Source organism: Stenotrophomonas rhizophila, from assembly GCF_007667275.1.
GTDB classification, from domain to species: domain Bacteria; phylum Pseudomonadota; class Gammaproteobacteria; order Xanthomonadales; family Xanthomonadaceae; genus Stenotrophomonas; species Stenotrophomonas maltophilia_AE.
The window spans coordinates 298788-313324 of record NZ_VDQT01000001.1 but is presented as its reverse complement, the minus strand read 5'-3'; the positions used below and the strand labels follow the sequence as shown (position 1 = coordinate 313324).

Annotated in this window: 6 protein-coding genes; all 6 read right to left on the bottom strand. The window is 63.3% G+C overall.

The window, feature by feature from the left end; all coding sequences use genetic code 11:
• Positions 1–301 precede the first annotated feature (301 nt).
• Entirely contained in the window at positions 302–442 is a 141-nt protein-coding gene (locus FSZ13_RS18335) for a hypothetical protein (RefSeq protein ID WP_186308817.1), read from the bottom strand.
• Positions 443–455: 13 nt separating this feature from the next.
• Positions 456–953 carry a DUF4175 domain-containing protein gene (locus FSZ13_RS01240; RefSeq protein ID WP_145477622.1) on the bottom strand — a complete coding sequence of 166 codons (498 nt, stop codon included), beginning with the start codon at positions 951–953 and terminating at the stop codon, positions 456–458.
• A gap of 258 nt (positions 954–1211) precedes the next feature.
• Complete coding sequence (locus tag FSZ13_RS18670; RefSeq protein WP_145477621.1) at positions 1212–10145, bottom strand: putative Ig domain-containing protein; 8934 nt, start codon at positions 10143–10145, stop codon at positions 1212–1214.
• A 45-nt stretch (positions 10146–10190) separates the two neighbouring features.
• Positions 10191–10784 carry a hypothetical protein gene (locus tag FSZ13_RS01230; RefSeq protein WP_145477620.1) on the bottom strand — a complete coding sequence of 198 codons (594 nt, stop codon included), beginning with the start codon at positions 10782–10784 and terminating at the stop codon, positions 10191–10193.
• 63 nt (positions 10785–10847) lie between these two features.
• Positions 10848–12266: an HlyD family type I secretion periplasmic adaptor subunit gene (locus tag FSZ13_RS01225; protein WP_145477619.1), complete on the bottom strand. Its 1419-nt coding sequence runs from the start codon at positions 12264–12266 to the stop codon at positions 10848–10850.
• Positions 12263–14443, bottom strand: coding sequence for a type I secretion system permease/ATPase (locus FSZ13_RS01220; protein ID WP_145477618.1), 2181 nt, complete (start codon positions 14441–14443; stop codon positions 12263–12265). Before FSZ13_RS01220 ends, FSZ13_RS01225 begins: the two co-directional genes overlap by 4 nt.
• Positions 14444–14537 lie beyond the last annotated feature (94 nt).

Genomic DNA, 14537 nt, shown 5'->3' with positions numbered 1-14537 from the left:
CTGCGGGAGCCGCAACGTGAGCTCCGTGGGTTTCCAACCGGTCGCACGCCCGGTCGCCCCTGCAATCTTCATGCTGATAGCCCCCGTCATCGTAAAAGAGTCGTCTGGAGGCGTGAATGCCGACTTGGGTCGGCAGTTTCGATACTTAGCCCCTATCGCCGGCGGAGACAAGTGCCAATGCGGATTGATCAACGGCTGCTCGCACACAGGAGTCTCCCCGTTGCCTTGGAGAGGGTCACATTCCACTTCCGTACCTATTGCAGGAATCTCGGCAGCACGAGCGGGCGCCCTGCCCCAGCATTCAGAGGTCCAGCTCCAAGACGTAGTCACCTGTAGCGCTATCGTAGGAGCGAAGCGAAAGCGTGACGCCGTCGGTGAGCGGCGGCATCGTGGTGCAGCCGGTCAGCAGACACACTGCCGCGAAGATCAGATACTCCTTCATGGCGCTCATCCTGCTAACGGGGACGCTCAGGATTGCTCTTGGTTGCCTTGGATTCGCCGTGGTCGCGAAAGCCTGGCGCCCGGTCAGGCATCTTTACGTCTTCAGCGCCCCGATAGGCCAATGCTACAAATGCCAGGCCCGTGGCTGCAGATACGGCCAACGGTATCATGTAGACACTCGAGTCGGGCCAGTCACTGAACCATATGTACAGCCCAGGTAGCATGGAGATTGCGAACGCTGTCGCCGGCCCGGCGAGGCGCACTTTCAGGGCCAGCCAGAGTGCAGGAAGTCCATACACCAGAAGCAGCGGCACCATGACTATGTAACCGAGTAATGAGAATTGCAAAGCACTGGCGATGAGCGCCAATGTCCGCGAAAGTGAGGCGTACTCGAACAGGTCGATCAGGACGATTGGAAGTGACCCCATGAGATATCCGCCGGGGACGCCAACCAATGCTGCGACGAACAGGTTGCGATAAGGGCGATTCGGCGGACGGGATAACAGGTTCATCGGGCTTCCATGCGTCGATTGGGCGGATCCCCGCGGTCGACTATAGCCACCTATGCCGGGGTCGGCCAGCGGTGGGGTTGTATCCCGATCAACCGCCGGGGTGGGTGATCATCCATTTGGGGCATGACCTTGAACGCGGGCAGCGAGTTTCTAAAGTCCCTATGGGCCGGGTTCGGGCCACTTGCACACCCCGCATGACGGCGGCATCGATCCGCGACATGAGCGGAAGGGACCAACGAGGTCCCTTCCGCCCGGGCTTCACAGTGCCATCTGCCGCACTCTCAATCCCTCGTTTCGAGGGTTGCGCCAGTGCTCGCGGCTGCTGCCGTTCAGCAGCAGCGCCTGCTCCTCCCACGGGTCGTGAGCCGCCGGCTGCGCGCTGTGGCTGGTGAAGCTGCCCAGATTGTTCACCAGATGTTGCAGTTCAGCCTGCAGGGCGCCGCCGGTGTCGGGTGCCTTCGACGGCAGGGTGCTCTGCTGCGGCTTTCCGACCTCGATTCCGGTAGCCCCGGCCACTGGCGACGCGCCTGTGAGCGGGGCCGATGCGGGCACATTTGGCGCAAGTTGCAGGTACGCGGCGGCCTGCAGGAGCGTTCCCTGTACCGCGAAATCCTCCATGGCCTGCACCAGTGCGGTGGTCTCATCGACGGGCATCGCAAAGCTCACAGCGGCTTCGGCCGTGCGCATCGGCGCCAGGCTTGCCGCCGCACTACTGGTGCCCAGTGGCGTCAGCTGGCCGGCAATGGTCGACGCGGTAATGGCGTAGCCCCCATCGCCCGGCTGCACATAGGCGATGGCGTACTCGCCGCCGAGGAAGTGCTTGACCACCCGCATCTGCTGGCCGGCATTTCCATCCACGCGCACGATGAGATCATCGCCGTCGCGGTGATAGGTCAGCCGTGTACGCGCGATCGCATCCAGGTACAACCAGTCGGTGCCGCCGCCGGTGTTGTCGATGATGTCGGCGCCGGAGCCTGCGGCGTAGAAATACGTGTCATCGCCGGCACCGCCGAACAGCAGGTCGTTACCGTCTTCGCCAACGAGCTGGTCAGCACCCGCGCCCCCTATCAGGATGTCCACGCCTGATCCGCTGAAGCTGCCATTGCCGCCAGACAGATAGTCGTCACCGTCGCCGCCCTCAAGCTTGTCGTCGGCCCCCATGCCAAACAGCGTGTCATTGCCACCCAGTCCCTTGATCAGGTCTCGTCCACTGGTGCCGACGATCTGCTCGCCGGCCGCGGTGCCGGTCTTCACCGAGGGGTAATCGGCGTCGTTGCCGGTGCCGGGGGTTCCGCCATTGCCGCCACCGGTGCTCACCAACGCATTGATCGCGGCGGTGTTCAGCGCATTGCCGCTGGCCGGTTGCAGGTAATCCAGCGCCAGGTTGCCGCCCAGGAAATGATCGTTGACGATGACGCGTTGGCTGCTGCTGCCATTGACCGTAATGACCAGATCATCGCCATCGCGGGTGAAGCCCAGCTGCGAGGTGGTGATGCCGTTCTGGAAAATGAGCCAGTCGGTGCCGCCACCGGTGTTGTCGATCAGGTCGTTGCCGCCACCGTAGACGTACTGATCGTCCCCTGCCCCGCCGGTAAGGGTGTTGCTGCCGTCCTCGCCGCGCAGGGTGTCGTTGCCCAGCCCACCTTCCAGCACGTCGTTGCCCGAACCGCTGCCAGTGCCGTTGCCGCCGTACAGGGCGTCATTGCCGTCGCCGCCGCGCAGGGTGTCGTTGCCGCCCATGCCGAACAGCGTATCGGCGCCGCCCAGGCCCTCGATCAGGTCCTTGCCGGTGCTGCCAACCAGCTGCTCTCCGGCGGCAGTGCCGGTGATGGTCTGGTCGAATCCGTTGCCGGGGTTGGTGGGGCCGTTGATGATCGCGGCGATCTGGGCGGCGGTGTAGCGGTTATCGCTGCCCTGCACATAGTCGAGCGTGGCGTCGCCGCCCAGGAAATGGCCAGTAACCCGCGCTGCCGGCGTGCTTGCCCCATCGATCCTCACCAGCAGGTCGTCGCCATCGCGGGCGAAGCTCAGGCGGCTGAGGGTAATGCCATTGGTGTACAAGGTGTCGGTGCCGCCACCTGTGTTGTCGATCAGGTCGCTGCCCGTGGTGGCGTCGACCGCGTACGTGTCATCGCCCTGGCCACCCTTCAGCACGTCGTTGCCGTTGCCACCCCACAGGGTATCGTTGCCGGCCATGCCGCGCAGTTCGTCGTTGCCGTCCAGGCCCATCAGCGTGTTGGCAGATGCGTTGCCCTCCAGGAGGTTGTCCAGCGCGTTTCCGTTACCCTGGGTGGCACTGCCGGTAAGGCGCAGGTTCTCGACGTTGTTTGCCAGCACGTACTGGCTGCCGAAGCTGCGCACGATGGTGTCCACGCCCTCGCCCTGGCTTTCCAGCACGCGGTCGGCTTCGACGTCCACGAAATAGGTGTCGTTGCCTTCGTACCCATACAGGGTGTCGCTGCCCTGCCCGCCATCGAGCGTGTTGTCCGAGGCATTGCCGTGCAGCGTGTTGGCCGTGGCGTTACCGGTAAGGTTCAGCGCAGAACCCTCTGCCAGCCTGGCGATCTCCACGTTGGCCGACAGGGTCCAGGAAACCGTAGTGGCGACGTCGTCGGTCCCGCCATTCGCCAGTTCCACCACTACATCGCCTGCGTCGTCGATGTCGTACTGGTCATTACCCGCACCGCCAACCATGCGATCTGCGCCACCACCGCCGTTGAGGTAGTTGTCCTGCGAGTTGCCGATCAGTTCATTGGCGCCGGCACCGCCGTACGCCACCCAGGCGTCGCTGCCTTCGACCATGACGAGGCGTTCGATTTCATCCGGGGCGTCATAGGAGAACCGCGCAAATTCGACCGTGTCGTAGCCTTCGCCGGCCAGCTCGACGATGGTGGCCACATCACTCTGGCCGATCACGTAGGTGTCGTCGCCCAGCCCGCCGTACAGCACGTCGTTGCCGCCGTTGGCGGTGATGCGGTCATTCCCGGCCAGCCCACGGATTTCCTCGCTGCGCGACGTGCCCACCAGTACGTCGTCGCCCTGCGTGCCGGTCACTACCGCCACGATCTGCAGGCTCAGGGAGATCGAGGCCTGCTGTCCGAACCGATCGGTCGCCCAGATGGTGAAGTTCGTATACTCCGCGTCCTGCGGTGGCGTTCCGCTGACGCTTCCGGTGGTCGGGTCGATGCCCATCCAATCTGGTCCACTCAGGCTGTAGGTCAGCACGTCGCCTGGTTCATCGACGAAAGCGCCTGCCGGCAGCACCAGTTCGAAGGCCTCACCGGCACGCACGGGATCTTCAAAACTGAACCAGTTCGCCACCGGCGCGGCATTGGTGTACGGCAATTGCTCCAAGCCGCCGCGCCGGACGGTGCCGTCGAAGAAGACGAATTCGTCGACCGACCTCACCAAGGTGTATACACCTGGCATCTCCTCGCGCCAATAGTTCTCCACGATCAAGCGGTCGTTGGGGTCGCTGCCTACCTGGACAATGAGACTGGTGCCGTCCTGCGACCAGGCGATCGCGTCCGGGTCGATGCCCTGCCCGAAGATGACCTGGTCGAGATCGCGACTTCCATTGACCGATTGGATGCGGTCTGTGCCGTCGCCGATCTCGTAGAAGAAGCGATCACTTCCGCTGCGATTGTAGTTGTGCTGATCGCCGTCCGTTCCGATCAGCAGGTCGTTGCCTCGGCCGCCGTAGATATCGGCGCCATACACCGCGGCTGCGATCGTATCGTCACCATCCTCGCCGTACAGCAGGTCCGCGCTGCTGATGCTGTTGCCCTCGCTCAGGTAATTTAACTTGTAATATCCGCGGATCGTGTCGTTGCCGGCGCCACCGCGGATCTCGTTGGCCATCATGTTGCCCATCAGCACGTTGTCACCGGCATCGCCCTGCAGGTTGCCGCGCATCAGGATCTGCCCGAAGTTCCCCTGCGTGGAGACGTTGTCGAGGGTGAGGTTCTCCACGTTCGCATAGTCGGACACCGACACCCAGCGATAGACATCCGTCAGCTCGTCCCAGCCGGAGATGACCACGGTGTCGTTGCCGCCGTTGACCATCTCGTTCACGGTGTCCTTGAGGGTAACCAGGTAGGTGTCGTCGCCACCCAGGCCGGTCAGCTGGTTTACGCCCGCAACCAGATGTCCTTCCAGTACGTTCGCATCGCTGTTGCCGGTGGCCGACACGGCCGTGCCGGTGAGCCGGATGTTCTCCAGGTCCAGGCGGTTCTGGATGGAGTAGTCCAGGCCGGTCTCCACGGTGTCGATGGAGTCGAAGGCGGTATTCTGTTCGATGATGACATCGCCGTAGCTGTCCACCACGTAGGTGTCGCGGCTGCGGGTTCCCATCAGCGTATCGTCGCCAGCGAGGCCATCCAGGCGGAAACTCAGGCTGGTCGAGAAGGTCATGTCGATCAGCTGTATGACATTGTTCAAGGCATTGCCCGTCATGTAGCTGGGCACGTCCCACCAGTAGTTGGCCGCGGTCTGGACCAGGTTCTCGACGTTGGCGCTCAGGGTTGCATGGTAGAAATTCGTGTAGAGCGTGTCGATGCCGCCATCTACGTCCTCTTCGATACCAGCGCCATCGGTGCTCGGTACGAAGGCGCTCCAACTGTAATTGTGCTGCAGGTAGTAGCCATCGTTGCCGCTGCCGCCGATATAGCGATCGATACCGCTGTCGTAGTACGTCATGTGCAGGCGGTCGTTACCCGCGCCACCACGAACGATGTCGTTGCCTGCTTCGCCGTGCAGCACATCGTCGCCGTCGCCACCCTCCAACACGTCATCGCCATCACCACCATACAGCCGGTCGTTGCCGCCAAGGCCGGACAGCTGGTCGTTGCCGCCCATGCCCGACGCGACATCCGGCGTATAGCTGCCCACGAATACATCGTCGCCAGCGGTGCCGTCCCAGGTACGCAGGGCGAAGTCGGTTGCGGTCATCTCCGCGCCTCCGGCGAAAACGATCCGATGGCGGTTGTTGGCGAGGAACCCCTCCAGCACGATGATGTTGTCGATGCTGGCGTTGGGTTGGCCATTGTTGCCGGAGACGAAGATGGTCAGGTTGTAGCCGTCAACCTGGTAGTTGGTCACCATGTTCTGGGTGATGCCGAGCAGGTTGATCGTGTCCCAGCCAGCGTCGTTGGCACCCAGGTTGGCTATCACGTCATAGCCGGACAACCCGGCGATGTTGTAGGTATCGTCGCCCGTGCCGCCGTCGACGATGTCCTCGCCGAGGGGGCCGCCGTTGTAGACAAGGTTGATGACGTCGTTGCCGGCCCCGCCCAGCACCAGATCGTCGCCTTGGCCATCGGTCAGCGTGTCATTGCCGTCCCCACCCTCGATCAGATCGTTGCCACCGAGCCCGTCGATGGTGTCATCGCCGCCGTGGCCATACAGCCGGTCGTCGCCTTCGGTACCCAGCAGGTTGTCTTCACCCGTACCACCCCCTCCGACCGCGCCATAGTAGGTGCCCGTATCCATCTGCGTTCGGCTGATCCACGCGCCATCGCTGAACTGCAGCCACGCGGCAGTGCCGGCGACGAAGTAGCCGGCAACACGTAGCTGGCTGCCGTCGCCCATGGCCAGCAACAGATCATCGCCCTCGCGGCTGAAGACCACCTCGTCGGCCGTGATGCCGTCATACAGGAAGATCTGGTCCTCGCTGCCGGCCTCCAGGCGGATGACGTCCTGGCCGAACGCGCGGTTGAAGTAATAACGGTTGAGTCCCGTGCCGCCAACCAGGGTGTCGTTACCGGCGCCACCATCCAATTGGTCGTGGCCGTCGCCTCCGTTGATCACGTCATTGCCGAGGTCGCCGTTCAGGATGTCGTTGCCCGCGCCGCCGTCGATCTCGTCATTGCCTTCCGCACCGGAAACCACGTCGTCGCCTTCCTCGGCGAGGATGGCGTCATGGCCCACGCCGCCGTAGATGCTGTCGTTGCCGAGGCCGGCCTGGATCAGGTCATCGCCGTCGTCGCCGTCGATGGTGTCTCTACCGGCGCCGCCGTAGATCCGGTCATTGCCGGCCTCGCCGTCGAGGGTGTCGTTGCCGTCGTCCCCGTAAAGCACATCGTTACCAGCGCCTCCGACGAGGGTGTCCTGGCCGCTGCCGCCGCTCAGGCGATCATCGCCGGCACCCCCGTACAGGTTGTCGTCGTCGTCATCGCCGCTGAGGGCATCGTTGCCGGCTTCACCAAATAGCCGGTCCTTGCCGAGGCCGCCTTCGAGAACGTCATTTCCGTCCCCGCCCTGCAGCTCGTCATCGCCGCTGCCGCCAACCAGCTGGTCATCGCCGCCATCACCGAACAGCAGATCGTTGCCGGCGCCGCCATCCAGGTAGTCATTGCCGTGATAGGCCGCCGCCAGCGATTCGTTGGAAGCCCTGTCGCCGATCAGCGTGTCGTCGCCGTCGTCGCCAAACAGCGAGTCGTCGCCGCCGTTGCCATCGATGATGTCGTTGTCCGCACCGCCATGGATCAGATCGCGACCGTGCAGCGAGCCGTCGATGTAGGCCGCGTCGCCGGAGAGCTCGTCTGCACCGCTGCCACCAGCGATGAAGTCGTCGCCGCCTTCGCCGTTGACGAAGTCGTCGCCCGCGCCGGCGTCAATGTTGTCATTGCCGTGGCGCGTTCCCGCCCTGCTGTTGTCGCCCCATATGAAATCGTTGCCGGTGCCGCCGAGGATGACGTCGTTGCCATCATCGCCCATCAGCTCATCGTTGTCCGCACCGCCATCGAGGAAGTCGGCGTCGTCATCGTTAGTGTCTGCCGGGCTGGACAACCCACGACCCCAGATGCGGTCGTTGCCATCGCCACCGGCGAGCACGTCGTTGCCACCGTTGCCACTGATGCTGTCGTTGCCTGCGCCGCCGTCGATCACATCATTTCCGTTGGGGTTGGACTGGTTGGAGTAGCGCCAGCCCACTGCAATTGGAGCATTGCCGGATTCGTAATAATCGCCGTAGATGAAGTCGTCGTCGTCCTCGCCGAAGATGACGTCGTTATCGTGGCCGCCCACCAAACGGTCGCTACCGGCGCCGCCCAGTACGGTGTCATTGCCATCACCGGCCACGACACTGTCGTTGCCAGCGCCCGCGTCTATGGTGTCATTGCCGCTCGGTGTCGCACTCGGGTTCAGCAGGCTCCAGCCGGGCGCGAAAATGACATCAGCCATATACCAGGCCTTGCCACGATCGCGCACGGCTGCACCCAGCTCGGCCACTTGCTCTTCGAACAGGTCCCGCTCGCTTTTGCCGGTGTCCGGATCGGGGGTAGTACCAAAGGGACGGAAGTCGGCCTGCTCGTAGCCATCGTAGATGTAGTCGTTGCCGTCGCCGCCGATCAGGACGTCGTCACCGGTGCCGCCCAGCATAAGATCGTTGCCACTGCCGCCATCAAGATAGTCGTTGCCGGCACCGCCCTCCAAGCCATCGTTGCCGCCGAGGCCACTGACCGAATCGTTGCCCGTGTTGTTCCCGCCGCTGCCGAAGAGATCGTCGTCACCAGTCATCGGCGAACCGTTGGAAGCTGGCACCTGCCCGCCCAGGGTGATGCCGAGATCGCCCAGTGCCCAGTCCTGCACCCGGATGCTGTCCTGGGTAGCGATCACATCGATAACCAGCGTGCCCTGGCCATAGCCACCGTCCAGGAACGTCAGCTTGAGCTTGCCGGTGCTGTCCAACCAGGATTGCTCGGAGGTGCGCTGACCTGCTACGACGGCGGCGCCGTCAAACCATATCTGGCCACTACCGTCGGAGTCGATGACCCGGTCGACCGTAATGCTGCCCGAGTCGTTGCTGAAGAACCGGTAGGTGTCCGCGCCCGCGCCGCCAGCCAGGTAATCGTTGCCGGCACCTCCTTCCAGATCGTCGCCACCCTCCAGCCCGTACAGGAAGTCGTTGCCGTCCGCACCCTTCAGGGTGTCGACGTCTTCGCCGCCGATGACCAGGTCATTGCGGTTGCTGCCGTCATAGGACAGCGAAGAGGTGCCATTTTCAACAACCAATGTCGTTAGGCCTGACAACACCAACGGCGTAAGATCACCCCGCTCTTTGAGGAACGCGTACAGCGCTTGGGAAAGACGGAACTTGCCCAGGCCGTCGGAATAGTCCGCAATGCGTGACAGATCAAGCGAGATACCACCGTTCACCTCCTCCACGATGCCGGATGTCACCGCGGCAGTAGTGAAGTTGTAGAATTCGGCCAGGATGGCAAGGATTCCCTTGTTGAGTCCCTTGTCCGCCGCCGTGCCTGCCGTACCGATCCGGAACAAGTCCTGTCCCAGCGCGTCCAGCCTGGCCAAGCCGCTGCCAGCAGCCAGATCGGCCACGTGGTCATTCATCAGCTTGGTCAGCAGGTCCCGCTTATCGCCATCCGGGCTGCGGCCGTACAGCGATGTGCTGAGAAGCTCGCCAACGGCCTGACTCTGCTGGGTCAGGCCCAGCCGGAAATCGTTGGAATACATTGCAGCCTGCAGCAGGGTCATCGAGTGCAGATCGATACGCGCCAAGGTCTTCGCAACCAGGCTCTCGGCCTCAAGGATGGAAGGCGTGCCGATGTCGATTCCCGGTTTTGCGTCGCCTTCGATGACCGACCAGGGAAAGCGGAACTTTTCAAGGATCTCGCCCTTGAGGAAGTAGCTGGTAACCTTGCTTTCGCGCGCAGGGAAATCCGCAGCCGACGCATCGACGTACGCGTCGAATGCAGGGTGGCTGTAACCAGACAGGCCGAGCACCGTCTTCAGGTACTGCAGCGCGACTGGGCTCACCGCACTCGCCTCGAACGGCGCTGCGTCGAAGGTTGTCGCATTCAGGTTGAAGAACACAGCCATGAGCGATGCCAGGCCCCCACCCAGCGAGTGCCCGGTAAAACTGATCGTCGCGCCCGGATGAGCGTTCATCACCTGTATCACAAGCTTCATCGCCTGCGCCACCTGCGGCGATGCAATTCCGATGCCGGCGGGGAGGTTCGCGACGGCGAAATCAACAAGCTTGCCTTCGTTCGTGCCGGTGAACGAGATGACAATCTCGCCGTCGCGCTCATAAACGCCGGCCGAATAACCACTGATCGGGTCGTCCTTGTACCAGGCGCGTTCCTGCCATTCCTCCGGCAACTTGATCCTGTTTGCAGGTGGGCGGGAATAGACCCTGTTTGCCAACAGCGCATAATCGAGCTTGTCTGCCATGTCTGTTCCTTTAGCGTGGTTGTCACTTCCAGATGGGATTACGCACTAGCAGTTGGTTTTCCAGGACGTCGAGATCGACTTGTACGGGTCCGAGCCCGTGCGCCAGATCATTTCCTTGTCCGCCTCCCGGACCAAGGCTGGTTCGCCTGTCGGACGAATGTGGGTCAGCAGATTCGCGCGCCTGCCGGCCCAGCCTGATTGCAGGGGCACGACACGCCACGCCTGTCCGCCAGCCGAGATGTACTGCACGTATTGCGAGGCCGGGCGGCCCATGTCGTACCAGGTGCTGCAGGACAGGTGAGTGGCCACGACGGACCACGTAGATGAAGCCGGGTCATAGTCCAATACGACCGGGAGCAAGGCCGAGCGCCACACTGGCGGATTTGGATCCCCGTCAGCCCGCGCGATCCGCAACGTGGTCTCCCCGGGTTCCCAGCCGGTCGCACGCATCGCGATATCGCGCGTGATGCGTCCCTTTGCTGTGCGTTTGACCACGATCAGGCGGCCGTCGGACAGCCGCACCTCCTCTTTCCACGTCTCGCTCATGCGACTGCAGCCGGCCACCGCCAGCACCAGCGTGCACAGCAGGATGAGGCGCAAAGCGTGGACGAGGGCGGCGGTTGCCCCTGCAATCTTCATGCTCAAAGCTCCTGTCAACTTCAGAAAGTCTTCATTTAGCCACGCGAACGGGGGCCGGATTTTCTACCGCTCCCGCAAAGCCTCTTGCCCGTGCTGCTGCAGCGGGCTTAGCAGGTAATCGATCACCCGCCGCTTCCCGGTCTTGATCTCCGCGCTCAGCGTCATGCCCGCGCTCATGGCGACCACTACGCCGTCGATATCCAGCGTGCTGCCGTCCAGGCGAATGCGGGCAGGAAACACCAGCCCCAATTGCTCGTCCTGCGCCGCGTCATGCGACACGCTGACGACCTTCCCGGTGAGATAGCCATAACGCGTGTATGGGAAGCTTTCGATCTTCACCGTCACCCGCTGGCCTGGTCGCACGAAGCCAATGTCCTTGTTGAGCACACTGGCTTCGACTTCAAGCGCTTCCTGCGGTACGACGGCCAGCAACTCCTGCGCTGGCGTCACCACTCCGCCGACGGTATGAACCGCCAGTTGCTGCACAGTGCCGTCCACGGGCGCCCGCAGCGTCATCAGGCGGTCGCGCTGACCGGCCTTGGCCAGCTCTGGGGCACCCTGTGCAACCTGCCGCTCTGCCTCCCGCAATTCGTCCCGGGTCTGGCGACGGAAATCGGTGACGAGCACGCGCAGCTCCTCTTCAGCGGCGCTGAGCGCAGCATCGATCTCATGCAGGCGATTGCTCTGGGTGGACAGGTCGCGCTCGGCGGCAATGCGCTCCTGCTCGCGCAGCAGGTAATCGTGGCGGCCCACGTACCTGCCCTCGACCAGGCGGCCGTAGTCCTCGGCGCGTTCCCTGGAGATACGGGCGGACTCCGACAGTGGCGCGATCGCATCGCGGGTCGTCTGCCGTTCCGCGCGTCGCTGGGCGATGGTGGCCAGCAGGTTGTGGCGCTTAGCCTGCAGTGCGTCAAACTGGCTGGCTGCCAAGGCCTGCTCGGCCGCGAATCGCTCGGCCGGCACATTGGCGTCCGACGCCAACTTCGGCGTCGTGCCGCTGTCGATGGCCTTGTCCAGTGCCGACAGGCGCAGCGAAGCCAGGCGCGCCTCAGTCAGAGTCTCACGGGCCTGCGCCAGCTCGGCGCCTGTGGTGGTGGCGTCCAGCTCGATCATCGGCTCCCCCGCCCTCACCTTCTGGCCGTCACGCACCAGGATGCGGCGCACGACCGCGGTTTCGGCGGGTTGCACGATCTTGGTCCGTGAATCGACCACCGTCCTGCCCGGTGCCACCGCGACGATGTCGAGCTTGCCGATGACCGCCCACAGCAGCGCCACGACGAAGAACGCGATGAGGACGCGCATGGTCCAACGCGCCGTTGGCGACACTGGGGTTTCGATCAACTCGAGGTGTGCGGGCAGAAAGGCACGTTCATCCAACTTTCGCACTGGCGTGTCCAGCTCGCGGCGCGATGTCCATGACGCACGAAACACGCCGAGATAGCGCTGCGCGAATGCTTTCCAGCCCTCGATCCGGTGCCTCATGGCGTGCCCGCCTGCAGCCGATGCAGCCGCGCGTAGTGCCCGTCAGGGCGGTCGACCAGCTCGGAATGACTTCCACTCTCGACGATGCTGCCCCGTTCCACGACCACTATCCTATTGGCGTGGCGCACGGTCTTGAGCCGATGCGCAATGATCAGCACGGTGCGCCCTTTGCATATCGAACGCATGTTGCTCATCACTGCGTGTTCGGACTCGTAGTCCAGCGCGCTGGTAGCCTCGTCAAGGATCAGGATACGCGGGTCGGTGATCAACGCCCGCGCGATCGCGACGCGTTGCCGCTGCCCCCCGGAAAGCCCTGCGCCGTGCTCGCCAACCACCGTGTCGTAACCTTCGGGAAGTTCGGCAATGAAATCGTGGGCGCCGGCCAGTTTTGCTGCGTTGATCACCCGCTCCAGGGCCATGCCCGGATCGGCCAATGCGATGTTCTCGCGGATGCTGCGGTTGAACAGGAAGTTTTCCTGCAACACGACTCCGAGCTGGCGTCGTAGCCAGGCCGGGTCCGCCAATGCAAGATCGTGACCGTCAATGAGTACCCGTCCGCGCTCCGGTGTGTAGAGTCGCTGCACCAGCTTGGTCAGCGTGCTCTTACCCGACCCCGAGCGGCCGACAATGCCAATAACCTCGCCTGCTTTGATGTCAAGCTCGATGCCGGCCAATGCTTCCGGCGCCTCCGGGCGGTAACGGAAATGCACGCGCTCGAAACTGATCCGGCCCTGGATGGGCGGTAGCGCCATCCGGCTGCCCGATACCTCGGTACGGGTGTTGAGGATGTCGCCCAGCCGCTCGACCGAGATACCCACCTGCTGGAAGTCCTGCCACAGCTGCGCCAGCCGGATGATCGGTGCGGCGACCTGCCCGGACAGCATGTTGAACGCGATCAACTGCCCGAGCGACAGCTTGCCCTCGAGTACCTGCTTGGCACCGAAGAACAGGATCGCCACGCCCACCAGCTTCTGGACCAACTGCACGCTCTGTTGGCCGACAGTGGCCACACGGGTGACACCGAAGCCGGCACTGACATAACCCGCCAGCTGGTTGTCCCAGGTGCGCGTCGCACGCGGGTCAACCGCCATCGCCTTGACCGTGCCGATGCCGCTGATTGTCTCAACCAGGAACGACTGGTTGTCGGCGCCGCGCGCGAACTTGTCCTGCAGGCGTCGCCGAAGCACCGGAGTAATGCCGGCCGATATCAAGGCGTACGCCGGCAGCGACAGCACCACTACCAGCGTCAGCCAGCCGCTGTACCAGAACATCACCGCCAGGAAGACCACTGTGAACAGCAGATCCAAAACCGAAGTCAACGCCTGGCCGGTGAGAAAACTGCGGATGTTCTCGAGCTCGCGGACCCGCGCGATCGTGTCGCCGACGCGGCGCGATTCAAAGTATGCCAGCGGCAGCGCCAATACGTGCCGGAAAAGCCGGGCGCCCAGCTCCACATCGATCTTGCTGCTCGTATGCGCGAACACATAAGTACGCAAGCCGGTGAGCACGACTTCGAACACTGCCATGCAGACCAGGCCGATGGCGATCACGTCCAGGGTGGTCAGCCCGTTGTGCACCAGCACCTTGTCCATCACCACCTGGAAGAACAGCGGGGTGACCAGCGCGAACAGCTGGATGAACAAGGAGACGACGAATATCTCCAGCAGCATGCGCCGATACTTGATGATCGCCGGAATGAACCATGTGAAGTCGAACCGCGCCAGTTCGCCCAGCACCGACGCACGCGAAGCGACCTGCAGCAGGCGCCCGTTATAACGCTGTTGCAGCTCCTCCAGCGAAATCTGTCGGGGACGGCGTTCCGCAAGGTCGTGGATCAGTGCCTGGTCTGCCTGGATCCGAGCGATCAGGAATGCGCGACCGTCGGTGTCCCATGCCAGCGCTGGGAGATTGGCCAGCGACAGGCGGGATCCTGCCTGCGTAGTGACCTTCGCCTTCAGCCCGAGCTTGCGCGCGGCCAGCAGCAGCGAGGTCTCGTCGAACGCCTCGCCACTGCGGCCAAACTCATGCGCGAGCTGTGCTGCATCAGCGGCAACGCCGTGGAACTGTGCAAGCAGTACGAGCCCGCGAAGGCCCAGATCGGGTTGATGGCAATCGTCGGATGCGGCGCTATCGCCCTCCGCGCCCACAACGGTAAGTACGGCGGCCCCCTGTTGCATAACGTCCCTGCTATGCGGACCCGGCTGGGTCTTGAGCGCGTAGCATCGACACAGGTGTCAACCGTTGTCAATACATTGACGCCAAGTGAGACGG